The sequence below is a fragment of the Cryobacterium sp. 10I5 genome (assembly GCF_035019865.1).
Lineage (GTDB): Bacteria > Actinomycetota > Actinomycetes > Actinomycetales > Microbacteriaceae > Cryobacterium > Cryobacterium breve_A.
Map to the genome: position 1 here is coordinate 22,882 of NZ_JASJVI010000005.1, position 20,242 is coordinate 43,123.

Annotated in this window: 17 protein-coding genes; 7 read left to right on the plus strand and 10 right to left on the minus strand. The window is 66.1% G+C overall.

The window, feature by feature from the left end; genetic code table 11:
* Window positions 1-83: 83 nt before the first annotated feature.
* From QN350_RS03085 to QN350_RS03095, 3 genes are read right to left on the minus strand one after another with little or no spacing between them, the layout of a single operon-like run.
* A complete protein-coding gene (locus QN350_RS03085; RefSeq protein ID WP_322139049.1) occupies window positions 84-404 on the minus strand; it encodes a metal-sensitive transcriptional regulator in 321 nt (106 codons plus the stop codon).
* A gap of 1 nt (window position 405) precedes the next feature.
* Window positions 406-708, minus strand: a complete 303-nt coding sequence (locus QN350_RS03090; protein WP_322139048.1) for a rhodanese-like domain-containing protein — start codon at window positions 706-708, stop codon at window positions 406-408.
* Window positions 705-2,486, minus strand: a complete 1,782-nt coding sequence (locus tag QN350_RS03095; RefSeq protein WP_322139047.1) for an FAD-dependent oxidoreductase — start codon at window positions 2,484-2,486, stop codon at window positions 705-707. Before QN350_RS03095 ends, QN350_RS03090 begins: the two co-directional genes overlap by 4 nt.
* 92 nt (window positions 2,487-2,578) lie before the next feature.
* On the opposite strand from QN350_RS03095, the gene QN350_RS03100 reads away from it, so the two are divergent.
* Both QN350_RS03100 and QN350_RS03105 read left to right on the plus strand, forming a co-directional pair.
* The gene (locus QN350_RS03100; RefSeq protein WP_322139046.1) at window positions 2,579-3,883 is read left to right on the plus strand and encodes an O-antigen ligase family protein; all 1,305 of its coding nucleotides are present in this window, start codon (window positions 2,579-2,581) and stop codon (window positions 3,881-3,883) included.
* A 68-nt stretch (window positions 3,884-3,951) separates the two neighbouring features.
* The gene (locus QN350_RS03105) at window positions 3,952-5,256 is read left to right on the plus strand and encodes an O-antigen ligase family protein (RefSeq protein ID WP_322139045.1); all 1,305 of its coding nucleotides are present in this window, start codon (window positions 3,952-3,954) and stop codon (window positions 5,254-5,256) included.
* A 3-nt stretch (window positions 5,257-5,259) separates the two neighbouring features.
* On the opposite strand, the gene QN350_RS03110 is transcribed toward QN350_RS03105, so the two are convergent.
* The 3 genes from QN350_RS03110 to QN350_RS03120 form a co-directional block, all read right to left on the minus strand.
* Window positions 5,260-7,215, minus strand: coding sequence for a hypothetical protein (locus QN350_RS03110; protein WP_323515745.1), 1,956 nt, complete (start codon window positions 7,213-7,215; stop codon window positions 5,260-5,262).
* 198 nt (window positions 7,216-7,413) lie between these two features.
* Window positions 7,414-8,400, minus strand: a complete 987-nt coding sequence (locus QN350_RS03115; RefSeq protein ID WP_322139043.1) for a glycosyltransferase family 2 protein — start codon at window positions 8,398-8,400, stop codon at window positions 7,414-7,416.
* Window positions 8,401-8,408: 8 nt separating this feature from the next.
* Entirely contained in the window at window positions 8,409-9,743 is a 1,335-nt protein-coding gene (locus QN350_RS03120; RefSeq protein WP_323515751.1) for a hypothetical protein, read from the minus strand.
* A 187-nt stretch (window positions 9,744-9,930) separates the two neighbouring features.
* Here QN350_RS03120 and QN350_RS03125 point away from each other — a divergent pair, with 187 nt between their 5' ends.
* From QN350_RS03125 to QN350_RS03135, 3 genes are read left to right on the plus strand one after another with little or no spacing between them, the layout of a single operon-like run.
* A complete protein-coding gene (locus QN350_RS03125) occupies window positions 9,931-10,848 on the plus strand; it encodes a glycosyltransferase family 2 protein (RefSeq protein ID WP_323515783.1) in 918 nt (305 codons plus the stop codon).
* 14 nt (window positions 10,849-10,862) lie between these two features.
* Window positions 10,863-11,600: a glycosyltransferase family 2 protein gene (locus QN350_RS03130; RefSeq protein WP_322139041.1), complete on the plus strand. Its 738-nt coding sequence runs from the start codon at window positions 10,863-10,865 to the stop codon at window positions 11,598-11,600.
* A complete protein-coding gene (locus QN350_RS03135) occupies window positions 11,597-11,989 on the plus strand; it encodes a DUF2304 domain-containing protein (protein ID WP_281534067.1) in 393 nt (130 codons plus the stop codon). Before QN350_RS03130 ends, QN350_RS03135 begins: the two co-directional genes overlap by 4 nt.
* A 39-nt stretch (window positions 11,990-12,028) precedes the next feature.
* Here QN350_RS03135 and QN350_RS03140 read toward each other — a convergent pair whose 3' ends face one another.
* The 4 genes from QN350_RS03140 to QN350_RS03155 all read right to left on the minus strand — a co-directional run bounded on the left by QN350_RS03140 (window position 12,029) and on the right by QN350_RS03155 (window position 18,720).
* Window positions 12,029-13,360, minus strand: coding sequence for a hypothetical protein (locus tag QN350_RS03140; RefSeq protein WP_323502655.1), 1,332 nt, complete (start codon window positions 13,358-13,360; stop codon window positions 12,029-12,031).
* Between the two features lie 105 nt (window positions 13,361-13,465).
* Window positions 13,466-14,092, minus strand: coding sequence for a hypothetical protein (locus QN350_RS03145; protein WP_322139039.1), 627 nt, complete (start codon window positions 14,090-14,092; stop codon window positions 13,466-13,468).
* Between the two features lie 48 nt (window positions 14,093-14,140).
* Window positions 14,141-16,627 carry a glycosyltransferase gene (locus tag QN350_RS03150; RefSeq protein ID WP_322139038.1) on the minus strand — a complete coding sequence of 829 codons (2,487 nt, stop codon included), beginning with the start codon at window positions 16,625-16,627 and terminating at the stop codon, window positions 14,141-14,143.
* A 113-nt stretch (window positions 16,628-16,740) separates the two neighbouring features.
* Window positions 16,741-18,720 carry a hypothetical protein gene (locus tag QN350_RS03155; RefSeq protein ID WP_322139037.1) on the minus strand — a complete coding sequence of 660 codons (1,980 nt, stop codon included), beginning with the start codon at window positions 18,718-18,720 and terminating at the stop codon, window positions 16,741-16,743.
* A 225-nt stretch (window positions 18,721-18,945) separates the two neighbouring features.
* Between QN350_RS03155 and QN350_RS03160 the strand changes: the two genes are divergently transcribed.
* Window positions 18,946-19,218: a hypothetical protein gene (locus tag QN350_RS03160; RefSeq protein WP_322139036.1), complete on the plus strand. Its 273-nt coding sequence runs from the start codon at window positions 18,946-18,948 to the stop codon at window positions 19,216-19,218.
* Window positions 19,219-19,258: 40 nt separating this feature from the next.
* The gene (locus QN350_RS03165; protein WP_322139035.1) at window positions 19,259-20,041 is read left to right on the plus strand and encodes a rhamnan synthesis F family protein; all 783 of its coding nucleotides are present in this window, start codon (window positions 19,259-19,261) and stop codon (window positions 20,039-20,041) included.
* The last annotated feature ends 201 nt before the right edge of the window (window positions 20,042-20,242 follow it).

Below are 20,242 nucleotides of genomic sequence, written 5' to 3' on the forward strand. Positions count from 1 at the left end.
TTTGAGTATCCGGCACGTGAGAGCGCGTTTTAAGCGCTTTCCGGGCAAAATCTCCGTCGAACTGGTTAGAGGTGGCGCGATGGTCAGGCGAGGGTGAGGAAGAGTTTCTCGAGCTCGTCGACCGTGAGCGCGTTCGGGGTGTCCGGGTTGTCGATGCAGTCGCGCATCGCGGTCGACACGATCACGAAGCCCGCCTTGTCGAGAGCGCTCGACACCGCGGCGAGTTGGGTCACGACGTCCTTACAGCTGCCGCCGGACTCGACCGCGGCGATCACCGCGCCGAGCTGGCCCTGGGCCCGGCGCAACCGGTTCAGGATCTTCTTCTGGTTCGCGGCGTGCGCAGCCCCCTGCACGGCGCTGGGCTGCACGGCGGCGCCCGCTACGGCGACAGTTTCAGTAGTCATGTCAGGCCCTTCCGGAAACGGGCAGCCCGGCGCGCTGCCACGCGTCCATGCCGCCGACGACGTTGATCGCATCGATGCCCTGCGCCGCGAGGAAGCCGGCCGCCTGGGCGCTGCGCCCGCCGAGGTGGCACACCACGTAGACGGGTCCCGTGCGCGGCACCTCCTCGAGACGCTGCACGAGCTCGCCGAGCGGGATCAACCGCACTCCCTCGGCGTGGACAGTGTCGTATTCAGACTGTTCGCGCACGTCGACGACGGCGGGGTGGTCAAGCGCGGCGAGTTCCGTGACGGTGATTTCCTTCATGCGAGGATCCTTTCGGTGGCGGGAGTGGGAGCTACGGGGGAAACAGGAGGAGCAGACGCGACCGCGGCGCGCGGCGATGCGGCGAGCGCCGCGGCCCCCGCCGCCCAGGTTTTGTAGCCTCCGTCGAGGTTACGCACCTCTCGTCCGAGCTGGCTGAGCAGCCGCGCGGCGGTGTGCCCGCGCTGCCCGACCTGGCAGTGCACCACGAGCGGCCCGGTCGGCAGGTCGCCGAACCGGTCGCGGAGCTCGTCGAGCGGCACGTTGACCGCCCCCGGGATGCTCCCGGCCGCGAACTCCCCCGCCGTGCGCACGTCGACCAACGTCTCACCCGCGGCGAGCGCCCCCGCCAGTTCGTGCCACTGCAGGCTGCGGGTAGTGCCGGCCGCGAGGTTGTCTGCGACGTAGCCGAGCTGGTTGATCGGGTCCTTCGCCGAACCGTACTGCGGCGCATAGGCGAGCTCGAGCCGGCTGAGGGCGGATGCCGTGAGCCCGCCGGCCATCGCCGTCGCGATCACGTCGATCCGCTTGTCGACCCCGTGACCACCCACGATCTGGGCGCCGAGGATCGCGTCCGTCCCGGCGTCGATGAGGAGCTTGACCGACATCTGCTCGGCCCCCGGGTAATAACCGGCGTGGTCGCTGGGGTGGGTGTGCACGACCCGGTGCGCCCGGCCTGCGGACAGCAGGCGCCGCTCGCTCCAGCCGACCATCGCGACGGTCGTGCCGAAGACGCCGACGATCGCGACGCCGAAGGCGGGTTCCGCGGCGACGGCAACCCCGGGAGCACCGGCCGCGCCGTCGCCGGCACTGTCGGCGATGCTGTCCGCGGCGGCTCGGCCATGCCGGTTGGCGAGCCCGGCCATCGCGATCCTGGTCGGCCCACCGCTGATCGCATCGATCTTCTCGGCGCCGTCGCCGACGGCATAGATGAGCGGGTCGCTCGTCCGTTGGGTGTCGTCCACCCAGATCGCACCGCTCTCGCCGATCCGCAGTCCGGCCGCAGCGGCGAGCGAGGTGTCCGGGAGCACTCCGGTCGCCTCGATGATCAGGTCCGCCGCGACATCCGTGTCGTCGCTGAGCCGCACGCGGCCGGCGGATGCGCTCCGCACCGAGGTGTCCACCCGCACGTCCACGCCGTGCGCTCTCAGCACCGCGGCAACCGGGGCCGCCATCTCGGGGTCGAGCGGACCGAGCACCTGGCCGGCGAATTCGACGGCCGTGACGTGCACGCCGCGCAGGACCAGGTTCTCCACCGCTTCGAGGCCGATGAAGCCGGCGCCGATCACGACGGCGGCGACCGTGGCGGAGGGACCGGTGACGGCGGAGCCCGGCCCGGTCGCGCGCGTGAGGAGCGCGGTGATCTGGTCGACGTCGTCGACCGTGCGCAGGGTGTGCACGGGCATCGAGGACCCGGCAGGGAGCACGCTGCGGGTCGTCGCCCCGGCCGCGAGAACCAGACGGTCGTAGCCCTCGGTGGTGACGTTCCCCGTGACCGTGTCCCGCACGCTGACCGTCCGGGCCGCACGGTCGATGCCGGTGACCTCGTGGTCGATGCGCACGTCGAGGCGGAAACGACTCGCGAGTGACTCCGGCGTCTGCAGGAGCAGCGCCGACCGGTCTTCGATGAGGCCGCCCACGTAGTACGGCAACCCGCAGTTCGCGAAGGACACGTAGTGCCCACGCTCGAATACGATGATTTCCGCCGCTTCGTCGAGCCTGCGCATTCGCGTCGCAGCCGACATACCGCCGGCCACGCCGCCCACAATGAGAATCTTCATGGCTGAACTATACCCCCATGGGTATAAAAATGTCCGCGTGGCTGAAGATTCGGCAACGGCCGGGCGGTAACCCCGGCAGTACTCTAGGACTCATGCCAGCCGTCCAGAGCCGTTTCGTCGTCCGGTCCTTTGCGACGCTCGTGTTCTTCACCGCCCTCGCCGGTCAATTCTGGCGCAACCTGCTCGGCTGGTGGGGCTTCGGCGCCATTGCGCTCGTGGTGCTCGTCGGCAGCGTGGTGTTGCTCGTGCGCCTGAAGCCGGACTGGGTATGGTCGAAATTCCCGCGCTCGACCGGCGTCTTCCTCGTGATCACGACGCTGTCCATCGCCTGGTCCTTCTACCCGGGCGCCTCGGCCATCGGCGTCGCCGTGCTCTGGGCCACGACGATCGCCGCGCTCTTCCTCGCCCTCGTGCTCAGCTGGGCCGAACTGCTCCGCACCCTCGCAGCGGCGCTGCGCTGGGTGATCGCCCTCTCGCTGCTCTTCGAGGTGATCGTCGGCGCCTTCGTGCGACAGCCGGTGCTGCCGCTCTGGGTGTCCTACCCCGGCGAGAAGATCCCGGACGCGTTCTACTGGTCCCGCGGCCTGCTCTTCGACGGCGGACCGATCGAGGGAATCGTCGCCAACCGCAACCTGCTCGGCTTCGTCGCACTCCTCGCGGTCATCGTGTTCGCGGTGCAGCTCGCGGCCCGCTCTGTTCGGCGCGGCTGGGGTATCGCCTGGCTCGCTACGGCCGCGCTCGTGCTGGTGCTCACCCGCTCGGCGACGGTCACCCTCGCCGCCTGCTTCGTCGCGATCGTGCTGATCTTCGCCCTGTGGACCCGCCGCCGCGGACCGCAGCGCCGCCGGCCCGTCTATGTCGCCGCCGCCGCTCTCATCGTCGCCGGCGGGGTCGCCCTCGCGACCCTCTCGCCGTGGCTGCTCAGTCTGTTCGGCAAGAGCGAGGACCTCACCGGTCGCCTCGACATCTGGGCGAGCGTCACCGACCTCGCCGCGCAGCGTCCGGCATTCGGCTGGGGCTGGGTCAGCTATTGGGTGCCGTGGACCGAACCGTTCGCGGGCCTCGCGAGCCGCAAGGGCGTCGTCTACCTGCAGGCGCACAACGCCTGGCTGGACGTCTGGCTCCAGGTCGGCGTGATCGGCCTCCTCGCCTTCCTCGCGATCGTCGCCGGCGCCCTCTGGCGGTCCTGGTTCCTCGCGGTCGACCGCCCGCGCACGACCGTCTCCGACACCGCCCCGTACACCGTCTCCGCCCTGCTCCCGCTGCTCCTGATGGCCGCGCTCATCGCGCAGAGCTTCGCCGAGAGCCGCCTGCTCATCGAATACGGCTGGGTGCTCCTCGTGCTCATCAGCGTCACCACGAAGAGACAGCAGGCGCTGAACCGGCCGATGCCCTAGGCATCCGGGTGGCCGCCGAACAAACAGAACGGGGCCGGGCGGATGCCTGCGGGTAGCCTAGGAAGCCCATGAACTCCCGCGAGCACTCCCCCGAACTACCGAGGGCACTCATGCGGCTCTTCCGGGGCCCGCACTTCGCCACGGCCCTGACCCGGGCGACGATCGCGACGGCGTTCGGCGCCGTCTTCCTGCGCGGACTGATCGGCTGGCCCGGCGTGATCGGCGTGCTCGGCGGGCTCGTGGTGCTCGCCGCGTTCTCGCTCGTCGCCCGGAGGAAGCAGATCGAATGGCACGGCCTGCTGCCGATCTCGATCCTGGTGTTCCTCGGCTGGTGCGCCCTGTCCCTGCTCTGGACCGGGTACCCGTTCGCGACGGCGATCGGGCTCGTCTACCAGCTCGCCTTCGCCTTCCTCGCGCTGTACATCGTGCTCGCGCGCAACATGATCCAGATTGTCCGGGCGACCGGCGACGTGCTCCGGCTGCTGCTCGCGACCTCCCTCGCCCTCGAGGTCGTCGCCGGCCTGCTGCTCGATGCGCCGATCCGGTTCCTCGACATCCAGGGCCACCTCGACGAACTCGGCCCGATCCAGGGGATCTTCGGTTCCCGCAACGCGCTGGGGTTCGCGGCCCTCATCGCGGGCATCACGTTCGTCATCGAGCTGCGGACCCGGTCCGTGCGGCGCGGGGTGGGAATCGTCTCACTGATCGGGGCGACCGTCTGCCTCATGCTCACCGGGTCCCCGGTCATTTTCGTCGTCGCGGTCTTCGTCGGCCTCGCCGGACTCGCCCTGACCTGGCTGCGCAACACCCCCCAGCCGCGCCGCCGGCTGCTGCAGTTCGCCCTCCTGGGCGTGACCGTCGTCGCAGGCATCGTGGCGTTCCTCACCCGCGGGGCCATCGTCGAAGCGCTCAACGCCCGCAGCGAGTTCGGTGTGCGCGCCACCCTGTGGCGGGAGATGTGGCGCCTCGTCGGCCTGCATCCGCTCGAGGGTTGGGGCTGGTCCGGCCTGTGGCCGGGCACGGCGACCCCGTACGGCTGGCTCGACTTCAGCACCCGCCGCCACTACGAAACCGGACTGAACGCCTTCCTCGACGTGTACTTCCAGCTCGGACTGATCGGCTTCCTGAGCTTCCTGATCCTCGTCGTGCTCGCCTTCTGGCGGTCCTGGGTGCTCGCCTCCAACAAACGCACCCTCGTCTACGCGTGGGCGCCGCTCGTCCTCGTGGTCCTGATCGTCACGAGCCTCGCAGAAAGCACCGTCCTGGTCGAGGCCGGCTGGCTGCTGCTCCTGATCTGCGCACTCACGGCGGCCCAGGGCAAGAGCTGGAGGAGCGCCCTGCCGCCCAGGCCCCGCCCACCCGAAGACGAGTGACTCTCAGCGGGCAATCACTTCGTAGATCGTCAGGCTGGCCTTCGGAAGATCGAAGCTCTCGATCGCACGAAGGCAGCTGAGGTCCAGGCTGTGGTCGTCGGCAAGAACGTACCCCACGTTCGCCTGGGCGAACGAGGAACACCCATCGAACGTGACCATGATCTGGTCCGCGGCGGGGTTGGATACCGTCGGCTCGCCGGCCCCTGCTTTCCAGTTCACGCCGGCAAGCCGGTTCCACTGGTCGGCGAAGGCTCCACCAGGGTCGATCGCGTCCCAGACAATCCGTGACGGTGCTCCCTGGAAACCGTTGTATGCCCGCACTCCCGATTCGAGCAGGACCGCCGTCGTCAGCCCCCCGCCTACGCCGACCCAGGTCTTCGGCGCGGCGCCATCGGTGAGAATGACGCCGTGCGAGACCGCCGTCTCTCGCAGGTCGAGTACGCCCCGGTACAGCGGATTCGTCAGACCGGAACCGGCCACGGTGACGATGAAGAAGGCGATCGCCGCGAGAAGAGGACGACGACGTCCGGCCAGGTAGATTGCGGCCGCCGAAATGAGCGCCCAGAGCCACCAGAGTTGTACCGCCTGAATCATCATGGGCAGGTTGCGCACGGCCACATAACCGATCGCGGCCTGTGACAGGGCGAAGAGGCCGGCGCTCAGGCCAACCACCCAGCGGCTCGCGCGAACGGCATTGTCATCCAGGTAGCGGATCGTGTAGGCGAGCAGTCCCAGGGAAGCGAGCCCCATACCGATGCGTACCCGGGTGCCCGTGGTCAGGTCCAGGAGCAGGATCCGGGCGAGAGTATCCCAGCCGGGAACGTACATGTAGGCCAGCAGCAGCAGCACAACGCCCGTGAGGCCGATAAGAACCCACGGCAGTGACTGGCGTCGTCGCGCCTGGCGCACGACGATCCAGCCCACGACGGGGATCAGGAAGATTCCGATGTAGAAGAAGGTGGACGCCTCGGACGAGTTCGGGCCCAACAGCCCCGGGCGCTGCGCGTTGAGCGCCTGAGTGAAGGAAGAACCGATGGCGGACACGAAGCTCAGCACATCGTTGCCGCCCGTGGGCGTCGATCTGTGTCCCGGATAGGCCGTGCCGAGAAAGGCCTCGACGGTTGTGATCTTCGTGAGGAGCCAGACTCCCGTGACCATCGATGCCGCAACGCCCGCGCTGAGAACCGGAACCGTCCTGGCCAACGTCGACCGCCACCGGTTTCCGAGCCCTCGTTGCTCCAGCAGGAGACCCACTGCGAAGAAAATCACGACGAGCACCGCCGGCACGATGAACGGTACGTAGATACCCGTCGCCATCATGACCGTGATGTACGCGACCACCGCCGCCCACGCCCAGCGCGACCGACGGGAATCTCGTTTGAACGCCCAGACCAGAGCGGTCATCGTGGTCAGTGCCCACACCGCCGGATAGAGAGTCGTCGTCAGGTACCACCATTGGAAGAACGGGCTGAACAGGAATCCGACGGCAAGAAGGCCCGCGACAAGAGGCCTCCTGGGCAGCACGGTGACCACGAAGACATAGGCTGCGGCCGCGAGGGCCAGGCCAGGGAGCCACCACTTGAATGCGATGGCGCGGCCGATGTCCAGGAGCATGAAGCCCCAGAGGTGTGGCCGGAAGGCGACAGTCCAGTCGATCCTGGGCAGGTCCTGCGGCAGCGTCGTGTCCATGCCGCCGGGGAAACTCTCATTGATCGCGGGCAACCCCTGCTGGACCGCCGCGATCGCCCAGACGGTTTGCACGTTCCATTCGTCCGAGCGGGTGGCCTGTGGTGTGCCCAGGACCAGGGCGGGGTCCTTGCCGTAGGCGATCTGGCTGTGGAAAACTCCCGAGGAGGTGCCGCTCACATCGAACGCGACAAGGACGATGCCGACGAGCAGCAGGAGGGCTGGGAAGGCGAGCAAGACCCGCATCCGTGGCAGGCCATCGCCGGCGGGCACGGTTGCACTACGAAGCCGGCTGCCGAGGCCACGCGCCCCCGAGTGGCCAGCGACGTACGCTCGCTCTTTTCGCACCGGGAGTCCTCCATAGCTCGTTCGGGGTTCAACACGGCGCGAGGCCGCGACATTCGGCCTGTCCCCGCCGAGTTCCGTCGCCCGTGCAATCAGAGTAGACGAATTCCGTCGGACGCCACGACCTCAGACCGGCTGGACGAGGTCTCGCAAGACGTCCTGGGCACCCCGTCCGAATCGGGAGTACCGACCGGTGCACCATTCGCGCAGCACCGGGACACCCCGCAGCATCCGAGCAGCGGGGAGCATGCTTCGCGCCTGTTCATGAGCACGTTTCTCCGTCACCGCCCGGATCACGTCGGGTGCGGGTTCCGGCACAAGCAGGGGCGCGCGCTCGGCGAGGGCCTCCGCGCGAGCCAGGAGGCGCTCGTTGCGCAGGGTGCGAGGCGCACGCAGTCGTCCGGCGCGACCGTTGATATCGAGGGTCGTGACGCCGATCTGGTTGCCGCCGTGCTGGCGGTAGTCGACGAGCTCCTCATCGAGCACATCGACTCCCCCGCCGATGGCGGCCGTCATAGCGAGCCATTCGTCGTGCACCCAGGCATCAGGGAAGGGCCGGGACCTCTCGAAGAGTGCACGCCGGAGCATTGTCGTGGCCCCGGTGACGATGTTGCGTCGCAGCAGCAGCTCGAAGGCTCGGCCCCCATGCTCGACGCGCTTGACGGCATCCGTCACGCCGAGCGTTTGGAACAGGGTGAGACCGAGAGGCTGACCGTCGCCGTCGATGAGGCGTGCATCGCTGTGCAGCAGTGTCAGTGAGGGGCGGCGCTCGAACTCACGGGCCATCCGTTCCAGACGACGCGGATGCCAGCGGTCGTCCTGGTCGCAGAGGGCCAGGAGGTCGCCCGTGCAAGCGCCGAGGGCCTGCTCGAAGTTCGCCACGACACCGAGGCCCACGGGGTTGCGCAGGATCTTCAGTTCGAGCGGAACCCCGGGGTGTCGTGTACGCCAGTCGCCGAACACCCGGCTGACGACCGCAAGTGTGGAATCGTTCGAGGAATCGTCGGACACAACGATCTCGGCGGGGGGCTCACTCTGCTCGAGCACGCTGACGAGCTGCTCTTCGATGAACGCGGAACCATTGAACGTGCACAGGGCTACCGAGACGCTCAATGAGGAACTCACTGGAGAGGACCGGTCGAGGCCGTTTCGGGACGTGCGGAGTCGACGTGCCCCGCCTCGGCTTCGCTGCCGTCGGCACGCCCGCCGCTGGAGAGGCGCCACAGGGCGAACAGGTGCACGATGAGGCCCGCGACCGGACCGACCGACAGGGCGAGCGCGGCCTTCGCCTCGAGTCCGACAGGCAGGAACAGCATGGCGACGGCAACGACGGATGCGATGACCCACCCGAACGCATAGCTCCGATGACGCCCCAGGGCCAGGAGTGCAGGGCCAGTGACGCAGAGGGAGCCGATGAACCCGGACGAGACGACCAAAGGAACGAGTGCGACCGTGGACAGCGCGAAGTCCGCACCCATGATCGCAGCGAACACGGTCGTTCCCCACAGCCAGGTCCCCAGGCCGAGCACGAGCATCACTGCGCCGATGATTCCGAACGCACGCCCGATGAGCGGCCACGGGCTGGCCGTCATGCCCGTGAAGCGGGTGACGAGGTAGCTCTGCAGGGCCATCATGGGCACGAGGATCGGAGCACGGGTGATCGTGATGGCGAAGATGAGCGCACCGAGCAGCGCCTTGTCCCCCTGCGCCGCGAAGAACGCGAGTACCAGCGGGAAACCATTGATGATGATGGCCGTGGCCGAGGCCGCGAGCATCGTCTGGGCAGAGTTCGCGATCAGGCGTCCGTACCCGAGCGGCGAAGCCGAGAAGCGGATGAGCGAGCGCGGCGAGGCAAGGAAGACCAGCCCCAGCGACACCGGGAAGGGCAGCACAACCGCCCAGGCGAGGGCCGCCGTGTTCCCGCCGACCGCGAGCACGCCGACGACGGCGAGCAGACGCACAACGCCGTCGATGGCGATGATGGCCGCCAGGTGTCGCCACAGGTGCGCACCCGCCAGCACGCCACTTATGGTCGCAACGACGGCGTTCGCGGCGGCTCCGAGAGACATCTGCACGATGAGGGTCGTGTTTCCCGTCCCGAGCGTGAGCGGGGCCCACCACAATCCCGACAGGAAGACGACGACGCAGACGACGGCTGCCGCAGCGCCGGCGAACACCCAGAGGGAGCTGCGCTGCACCCGGCCGGGAGTCGCCTGATGGAGATCCGCAGCGGTCGCGCGGGTGGTTTCCTGTTGGATTCCGAAGAGCACGCCAACGAAGAGGAACAGTCCGGACCAGAACACGCCGAAGACCGCGTAGTCGGTCGTGCCGAGCGTCTTGCCGACGAGAGCCATGACGAGAAAGCCGCTGGCACCCGAGAGCCCGGTCGCCGCCAGCACCCAGAGGACCGACGGACCACGCTTCGCTTGAGCGACACTGGTGTGCGCGTCTTTCATCCGCTTCCTCTTTTCCAGCTGCCCCGGCAGCGTCCACGGCCTGACTAGACTGTCTGAGGAACTGCCCCGGTGGCACGAGAGCGTGGGTCACCGGCAAATATCGAAGCCGTTAGAGAGTCTAGTCAGAATGCCAGGTATGCACCCGCTCGATCGATCCGAGACGGGTTTGCACACACTCGACTTGATGATGCCCTTCTATGGGGATCCCGCCTTGTTCCGTCTCGCGGTGCAGAGCGTTCTCGACCAGGACGACCCACGGTGGAGACTCGTGGTGATCGACGACCTCTACCCAGACACCGGACCGGGCGAATGGGTGATCGGGCTTGACGAGCCGCGCATCACCTACATCCGGAACGAGGTGAACCTGGGTGTGAGCGGCAACTTCCGGAAGTGCACCGAACTCGCCACGGCCGAATTCACGACCATCGTCGGATGTGACGATCTCCTTCGACCCAACTATGTCTCGAGAATCCACAAGCTCCTGGACGATTTTCCCGACGCCGATTTCGTGCAGCCGGGCGTGAGCGTCATGGACGCGTCGGGTCACGACACGTTGCCGCTCGCCGACCGGGTCAAGGGTTGGTATCGCCCGAACGTCGCCGGGGCCACCGCGCTCTCCGGTGAACCGCTCGCTGCGAGCCTGCTTGCCGGCGCCTGGACCTACTTCCCATCCATCGCCTGGCGCACGGCCCGTCTCAGACGACATGGCTTTCGCACCGACCTCGACGTCGCGCTGGACCTCGCATTGATGATCGACATCGTGGCGACCGGGGGCAGGCTCGTGCTTGATGACGTGCCCAGTTTCCAGTACCGACGCCACTCGGGGAGCGTCTCCTCGTGGAAGGCCAACGACGGTTCGCGTTTTATTGAAGAGAGCGACTTCTTCGCGGAGTGCGCACAACGGATGACCGCACTCCACTGGTCGAAAGCCGCACGCATCGCCAGGCGTCACCTGTCGTCGCGTCTCAACGCGCTGACGCGCCTGCCGTCGTCGATCGGGGCGGGAGACAGGAACGGCACCGCCCTGTTGCTTCGACACGTCATCGGTCGGGCAACACCCAGCTCCGCACCTATTGCATATAACAATTCCAAGGGGCCCCTATGATCCGCGCAGAAAATATGCCTTCGATTCTGGGGCGCACGCTCATCGTCATGCCCGCGTTCAATGAGGAAGAAGCCGTCGGAGATGTGGTCAGGGAGGTCTACGCGACACTTCCCGGCGTTCACATCCTCGTTGTGAACGACGGGTCCAGCGACGAAACGACCGCCGTCGCCCGGGCGGCGGGCGCGACCGTGGCAGAGCTCCCGGTGAACCTCGGAGTAGGCGGCGCGATGCGACTCGGCTTCAAGTACGCAATCGATCACGGCTGGGAGAACGTCGTTCAGATTGACTCCGATGGCCAGCACGACCCGGCGAACGTACTCTCCCTTCTCGAACAGCTCGACTCGGCCGACCTGGTGATCGGCGCCCGGTTCGCCGGTACCGGCGACTACTCGGCAAGCGGTCCCCGCCGCTGGGCGATGCGATTCCTTGCCGCCATCCTGAGCCGCACCGCACGGACGACGCTGACGGACACGACGTCCGGCTTCAAGGCCACGGGGCCTCGCGCCGTCCGGCTCTTCGCCTCGCACTATCCCGCAGAATACCTCGGCGACACGATCGAGGCCCTCGTCATCGCGGCTCGTGCCGGCTGCACCATCGTTCAAGTGCCCGTGTCGATGCGAGAACGGGCCGGCGGCCAGCCGTCGCACAACCCGATCCGCAGTGCCGCCTACCTCGGGCGCGCCTTCGTCGCCCTGTGTTTCGCCCTGATCCGCCCGTCATATTCCCTCGAACCGAAAGCCCGCCCCGCATGAGCATCTCCACCTATTTCTTCGGGATTCTCGTCGCGGTGGCGACCCTCGTCGTCGTCGTCGAGATGCTCCGTCGGCGCCGCCTGCGCGAACGGCACGCCGTCTGGTGGGTCATCGCCGGCCTGTTGGCACTGATCGTGAGCGTTTTTCCCAGCGTCCTGTACTGGGCGGCGAACTCGCTGGGCTTCGGGGTTCCGTCCAACCTCGTCTTCTTCGTGTGCATCACCGTGCTGTTCCTGGTCTGCATCCAGCACAGCGTCGAGCTCACAGACCTCGAGACGAAGACTCGCACCCTGACCGAGATGTCGGCGCTGCAGGACCTCAGAATCCGCGATCTGGAGTCGCGGGCCACGGGCACTGGTGTGAATGCCGAACAGGAACCGCGGGTTTGACCTGACCAGGACACCCTGGCGCCTGTCTTCGAACTGACGTCACATCAGCAGGGCAGCCAGAGCGGCGAGGCTGCCCAGTCCCAGAACGACGGACCGCCCGAACCTGGAGAACCGGTAGAAGTACAGTCCAAGGGCCGCGAGAAATCCGGGGACCAGGACGAGACCGTACCGAGCCGGAAGCGGGAAGTAGAACCCGACACTCGCGCGCACAGCGAGCGACAACGCCGGCCCCATTGCCAGCGCGGCGAGCAAGACCGCCAGTGCGACGCTGGTGTGAGCCACAGGGCGCGATCTCCAGTCGATCAGGATACCGATCAGCGCAGCGATCACGAGGATCGTGAGCAGATTCCCCGTGAGCACCCCGAGGACGTTTGCGACAGCATCCGTGGATCCGATGGACCTCAGGAATCTGAAGGCTTCCGTGACCAGGGAGGTGAGTGAGAGCGGCTGACGTACGGAGTCGACGACCGCAGATTTCGCGTTCGCCGGGGTAGCCAGGACTCGGAAGACCAGCCAGGCGGCCTGGGCGCCGACGCCCGCGATGAGGGCGACGACGGCGGCGATTGTCCGGCGGTCCACCAGGGACCGCACCACGACCGGGTGTCGTGAACCCCCGCGTTCGGAACGATGCGCCTCCATGAACGTCCAGGCCACGACGCCGACGACCGCGGCCCCCACTGCCGCAAGATTCTGAACCTTGAAAAGAACCGCGACCGCGCTGATCGCGGGCAGCCACGCAACGTGAATGCGCCGCCGCGCAACCAGAACCGCTACGCACCCGACGGCCGCCGCGACGGCCAGAGTCGGAGCATCGGTACTCAAATATGTTGTCGCCCACAGGACCACAGGCGTGGCGATCAGGCTGAGTGAGAGACCGAGGGCTATCGCCTTGTCCACCCTCAGGAGGCGGAGAAGCGCGTACGTCAGGCTGAGTCCGAGAGCAAGCCAGAGGCCGCCGACGAGGCGCCCCGCGTCGAGCAGATCGACCCCGAACCAGGTCAGGGGCTGAGCTGCCACCCAGGTGGCCGCGAAATAGAGCGGGGTGTAGATATCGGCGCCCGTCCCGCCGTTGTACGGATATTTCTTGTCGTCCTGGTGAGTCCCGGTATTGCAGCCCTCCCCATACGCACCGTAGTTCAGGACGCCTCGACAGCTGATGGCGTTCCGCGCCACGTCCCCGGTCTCCTCGCCCGACCGCACCAGGCCCTCTGTCGGGACCTTCGCCAGGTAGTCCAGGTAGACGTACTCGTCAAAAGGAGAGATCGGGCCATGAGCCGTTGCGTGCACGGTGACGAATCCGAAGGAAACAAGGATCAGAACGATGAAGGGTAAGACCGAAGACCTGAGGATGCGAGTGACGGAAGTGCTCATTGAACTCAATCTAGTCGACGCGAGCGCAGCTCAAGCGGACTCTGGCGGCCGTGGCACCGGACGCCCGCCTGAACGGACCGGTGCCCGAGGCCGATGGTCGGAAGGTCAGGGTGCGGGTGGCAGGGTGCAGGACAGTCCCGCCAGTGCTCCGGGGTCGGAGCTCAAAGCGGTGACACGCACAATGCCGTCCACAAGGACCGTGCAGCTCGAGTGGGTCTGGGTTCCGTCCAGCATGACGTAGGCGACGAGGGAACCGTAGGGAATCGGGCCGCGAACGGTGGCCGTGACTGTCCACGGGCTGCCGTCGTGAGGCATGAGTTGGCCGAGTGCGTCGCCGCTCCTCCAGCCGGGAGAGTCGCCGTCTCTGAACCACGCGACGTCGGTCAACGCCAGTCCGTCGCTCGCGATCTGATAGGTGTACACGTGGGTGGCGTTCGGGTCGTTTGCAGGCTCCGATTCGCCCACAGGCGGGGTTTCCAGGGCCGGCGGCGACGTTATCGCTTCCCCGGCCGTGACGGCCTCCGGCGCGGAGGTGTGCGGCGCGGTCGTGACCTGAGGCGACGCGGCCAGGTCAGGTCGGGGTGTCCCTGTCGAAGAAGCCGAGGGATGGGAAGACGCCGCAGAAGGAACGGCGGCAGGCGTCCCGCCGGCGCACCCCGCCAACAGGAGGCCGCCTATCAGGAACGTCGCCGTTCGGATGATCGTCTTCATGCCTGCGCTGCCGTTCCCCATGACTGGATCGTATCGTTCTCACGCGGAATCCATGGTCCCCACTAGTGGTCACCTGCTGTGCCGGATGCGACTCCTGATCTTCTTGATCACCACGCGGGGGCCACCGGCGTTGAGATAGTGGACGAAGAGACCCACATCGTGACGGATGCCGTGCTTCTTGCGACGAAGCTTCGGCGCGCGCTTGCGCGAGCCGTCCCCGGCCCCGACGACACCGCTCTCGATGAGGTCCGGTGCGTGCACGGGGTGCTCGACGAACGCGACGAGGGGTGCAAGCACGGTGCCCCACTCGTAGGAAGAACGCACTCGGTCGATATTCACGCGTGCGGCCCGAATGAAGTCCTCATCGAAGAGCACCTTCTCGATCGCGGCGGCCAGCGCGGTCGCGTCCTCCGGCGGCACGACGACGCCCAGTTGTTCCCGCGCGATGAGTTCCGCGAAGTGGTCTCCCTCGGTGACGACCATCGGAAGTCCGGCCCAGAGATAGTCGAGGATGCGAGTTCGAAACGAGAAGGTCGTCTCGACATGCACAAAGTGGGTGCTTACGCCCGCGTCGGCCTCACCGAGGAAGTTGTGCCTGTCGGAATAGTCGACCCAGGAGGGATTGAAGAAGACGGAGCGATCAAGCGCACCGAGTTCGCTCGCCAGAGCACGCGATTCCGCAACGATTCCCATCTCCGGGACACCGGGATGCGGGTGCTTCGTCCCCTGGAAGAAGAGCCGGACGTTGTCGTGTCGCTCTCCCACTTTCGAGACCGCACGGATCAGGGTCTTGGGATCGAACCAGTTGTACAGTCCGCCGCTCCACAACAGAACCTTGTCCTCTCGGCCGATGCCCGGGAGCACTCCCTTGAGGACTGGCCGCGTTTCGGCGGGAAAGACCTCGTTCAGCCCGAAGGGCACGACGCAGATGAGATGCGTCAGGTCAGGGTCGTTCGCGTAGTTGGCCGGGTTGACCCGGCCGAGGGCGGCAAGCTGGCCCAGATAGAACTGGCGCTGGCGCTCGGACGCACACAGGAAGAAATCTCCTCGGCTCAACTGCTCGTTGAGCACCTCGGTCGCATCGGTGACCTGCCGGTCCCACTGTGCCTTGCCCAGTTCCCGACCCTGCTCGAGCTGTTCGAGGTGCATGGGGTCGTACACGTCCGCGACGATGATCTTCTTCGATGTCCTCAGCGAGTCGAAAAGCGCCATCGCCAGTCCCTGGAACACGATGACATCGCTGGCCGCTTCGAGGTTGCGCATGGCCCGGTCGTCGCCCGGTCGCACGTGCACCACGTCGAACGGAGCCGAGACGGCCTCCACCCCGGCGAGGCTGACGAGAGTGACCACGCTCTTCTTCGACAATGCCTCGGCGATGTTCCACGCACGGATGGCCGGGCCCGCCATCTTGGCACCGATCGGGTCACCGGTGATGACCAGCACTCTCGTGACCTCAGGCGACTCGGTGACCCCGAATGCCGTCGCGATCTTGTCGTAGCCCTCGAGGTAGTGCTCGGATTGGTAGGAGGGCGCATCGACTTCCCCGAAAAGCTCCCAGATCCGGTTGTCCGCCACGACCCGGCTCGACTGGATCTCTTCGCGAGAGGCCGTCAACGACGGCAGGTTTTCCACAAACTGGTCGATGGCGAAGACACCGGCGACGCTTTCCCGTGAGATCTCGATCAGCGGATCGTTGTCGCCGCCCTTGCGCAGGTCGAACGACGTCGAGTCCAGATCGCCTCGTGACACTGCGCGGCGTACCGCCAGGGCAAGAGTCGCGGGCAGCATCCGCGCCAACGCTTCGGAACCCAGGTTCTTGTACTGCGTGAACAGAGCGTTGCGCTCGAGCAGATACGTCTCTTTGAACGATCCGAAGGAAGACATCGAAGCGTGGTGCTTGTGGTACGCGAGCGATGCAGGCTCATAGACGTACCGCCAGCCGCGCAGGTTGAGCCGCCAACCGAAGTCGACGTCCTCGAAGAACATGAAGAACCGCTCGTCGAATCCGCCGAGCGCGTCGTAGACGCTGCGGCGTACGAACATGGCCGAACCGGTCCCGAAGAGCACGTCGTGCACCCGGTCGGCTTCCGCCGGGATCGACTGTGCGGTGAGGGGCTTGTACCCCTGCCCGAACCACGTCATTGCCGATCCGATGTAGTCGACCAGCTTGCCGTCCCAGTCGAGTACCCGGCTGGCGACCGCCCCGATGGTCTGGCTCTCGTCGAAGCGCGCGACAGCAGCGCGGATCCACCCGGGATCGGGCTTGGCATCGTTGTTCAGGAAGGCCACAAACTCCCCGGAAGACTGCCTGACACCGAGGTTGCAGCCTCCCGCGAACCCGAGATTCTTCTTCGATTCCACGAGTGTGACCTGGGGAACGGCGGACCTAAGACGGGCAAGGCTGTCGTCCCCCGACGCGTTCTCGACCACGATGATCTCGAGGCGTTCGGCCGGCCAATCGAGTTCCCCGAGCTGACGGATGGCTTCGATGGTGTCGTCCGTCCCCCGAAAGTTCACGAGAATGACGGAGACGACTCCCTGCTGCTGATTTGGCATGCAAGCCTTCCTGTTGGTGCGGGCAGGTCGAATTCTACCAAGCGGCCGAAGCGAGCTCCGCAGCCGTCACTGCGCGACGGCCGGTTCCCCCCGCCCGTGCCGCGCGGCGGCGGCTACGGGGCAGTGACCGTCAGTGTCTTGCAGGCGAGCAATTTCTCGGTTCCGTTCACGCAGACGGAATATGTGCCTGCCGGCTTCTCGATCGTCACATCGAAGCCGTGGTTCGGTCCGCTGCCCGGGTAGTATCCGTCGAACCAGCTGAGGGGTGTGTCGGCCTTGTAGGCACCGCCAGCACCGTCGAAATTCACCCAGATGTAGGACGAGGATTTCGGCGTCGTGAGATCCACGGACCAGCCCCGGAGCCGAACGCCTCCGGGAACGGACTCAATCGAGTCGACGCTTCCGGCCGCGGACACAGCCACGGTGACATTCCTGCAACCGAGGAGCGCGACAGCTCCGCTGACGCACACACGATGCGTTCCTTGCCGTGCCGGTACGTGAATGTTGTAGCCGTTCCCCTGACCGATGCCGGGCAGATACCCCGGCAACCACCCGACCGACGTGTTCGTGCGGTACGCCGCGCCTATTCCGTCGACATCCACCCAGACGAACGACGAGTCCGGACGCGTGTAGTCAGCGGACCATCCTGACGCGACGATACCGCCGGTCTCCGCGGCGACGCTGTCGAGCGCGCCCGTGCCCCGCGGGACGACGACGGATTTACAGGAGAGCAATGTGCTCGTCGTTCCGTAAACCCCGTACACGCAGACGTTCCTCGATCCCGGATTCGCCCGGACGAGGGTGTTGAAGCCGTGGCTGACTCCGGAGCCCGCGAAATAGGAATTGGTCCATGGCGTCGAATCGCCGGCCAGGACTGGGCTGCCGACGCCGTCGACGTTGACCCAGATGTACGACGGTTGGGTCGTGCCGAAGTCGACAGACCACCCGGCGATGTCGACGCCACCCCACGTGCCCGCCGCACTATCGACCGATCCGGCCCCCGCGGGGACATTGACCCATCTGCACGCGATCAGGCTCAGCGTTCCCGTCACGCACACTTCGTGGTCACCGGCGGTCGCTGGGATCGTCTCTGAGAAGCCGTGGCTCGGTCCATAACCGGGGAAGACGAGGCCAAACCAGCCCAGGGACTGATCGGCCCGTGCCGGTGCGCCCTTGCCGTCGACGTTCACCCAGATATAGGACGACTGCGTGTTGTTGGGATCGATCGACCACCCCGACAGGGTGATTCCCTTGTACACACCGCCGACGCTGTCCAAACTGCCGTACGGGTTGGTCGTCGTGGAGCCGAACCAGTCCGTGTACATCCTCCAGAAGTTGCGATTCCCGTAAGAGGAACAGCCATCGCCCGTGCCATACAGATTGGCCACCGCGGCAGCGTTCGGCTGATACGGAGTGTAGTAATACAGTGCAGCCGTCGCTGCGTTCCGGATCCGCACGGGAGTTGAACCACAGGCGGCATCGGGGTGGAACAGGACGTTCGAGACGGCGCCGACGGGGTACCAGGTGAATCGCTGCGACGTTCCGGGCGGATTGCCGTACCGCTTGAATTGCCATGCCGAGTTGTACACCTGATTGTAAAATCCGAAGTACTGGGCGTCACACGGCGCCGTGTCCGGACACGCGTATCCCATGGCCCGGTCGTACCGCGACTGGGTGGGTGCGGAAGCAGAGACCAGTGACTGTTCTTTCTGCAGTGTGACCAGCAGCACCTTGGGGCTGATCGTGCATGCCGCAGCGACCTTCGCGATGATCGCCGCCGAGCTCTCGTTCGCAGCACCCTGATAGGAGCCACACATCTGGTCGCCCGACCGCGACCATGTCGATTGCCGGTAGTCCTTGAGGCAGGTGTAACCGGACGCGCAGTCCGATCCCTTGCTGTTGAGAAAACTCTGGATCTCGGCCTGGGACATTGCGGACCCGGCATAGAAATTCGCATCGCTGATGATGTACCCGGGGTCGAAGTCGCTCCCGGTCGCCGCAGACGCGGCATCCGTGCCGAGGGACACCGACAGCGGTACGAGCAGTGCCACAACGAATGCGATCGCTGCCGTCATGCCGATGGTCAGCTTCATGGCAGCTCATTTCGGTCGTCGATACTCGAGACGTCGAAGGACACTTTCGGGCGCTGAGTTCGACTGGAGAGGAGGCTCTCCGGTATGAGCCTACGTTGATAACAGGGTCTCGCACGAAATCCGACAAATACATCCCCAAGGCTGGGGGCAGGAGGGTCGATCGGCCCCGGGACTATCATCGAGAAGTAAACTTAGCCAGTCAGCACGTGCGACAGATCGGTTCTCATGACCTCAGACCCCAGCCCGCAGCCCGCAGAGGGCACGGACTTGTCGAGCGCTGCCGAGATTCGCGAGGCGCGCCTGGAAATTCGCGCGCTCCGCGCCGAACTCGCCACGGTCGCGCCAGAGATCGCCGACCTGAAGCGACAAATCACCGCGGCCAGAGCCCAGGGCGAGCGATACCGGCAGCAGGTGGAGATCCTTCGCCGTTCGAGGTCCTGGCAGATCACCCGCCCGTTACGCCTGTTCACCCGGCGCGCCAGCAATGCCCGTCGGTAGTCGACGGGGGTCCGCTTCGACGCGGGTCCTCGACGCGACCATGCCCTCTGTTCGCATCGAACGCGGTTCTGCGAAGCTTCCGGAGACCGAGCGGGTCGCCATCATCGCCAGCTACGGCCCGGACGATTCCGTCTCTAGGTCGCTGCCGACCCTCACGGCCGAATTCGAACGCAACGGCTACACGGTCATCATCGTCCGGGCCTCAGAGGACGACCGACCGCTGCGGTGGCCGGACGCACCGTCCACCAATCCGACGATCGTCGGCAGGTCCAACATCGGCTATGACTTCGGTTCCTGGGCCGTCGGACTCGCACTGTTCCCCGCCATCCGCACCAAGCCGTTCGTCATCCTGGCGAACGACAGCCTCGTCGGACCGTTCGCGAGCCTGACCCCCCTCATCGAGAGCTTCGAGGCCAGCACGTCCGATGTGTGGGGTGCGACCAACACGACCCAATTCTTCGCACACATTCAGAGCTTCTTCGTGGGCTACCGATCCGGGATCCTGAGCGATCCGGCCCTGCGCCAGTTCTGGTCGGAACTCGAGATAGAAACCGACAAGCGAATGATCATCCAGCGCTATGAACTGGGCCTGAGCCAGTTGCTGTTCGCTGAAGGGCTGACGACGTCGGCATGTTTCGAATCAGAACGCACCGTCATGGCCGGGCAAAATCCTACGATGCACGGATGGAAGAACCTGATCCAGTGCGGCTTCCCCTTCGTCAAACGGGAGCTCCTGACCAATCCGGCGGTCGTACCGGATGGCAACACTGTCCCGGCCGTCGTCCAAAACCACTTCGGGGTCGACCCCAGAGACTGGCTGTAGGCGCCAAGCGCCTGAGGAACCTAATCTATGAAATCACCCATTGTGTCCGAATTCAGACGAATCGCCAGCAGAACGTTCGGCCGGCTATCCAGAATCGTCGCTGAGCCCGTCGAGCCCAGACCGCACAGATCACATCCAGCGGACTTCCGGACCTGGGTCAACAGGCGATCCGGTCGCTTGAGGCCCAGCATTCCGCAACCC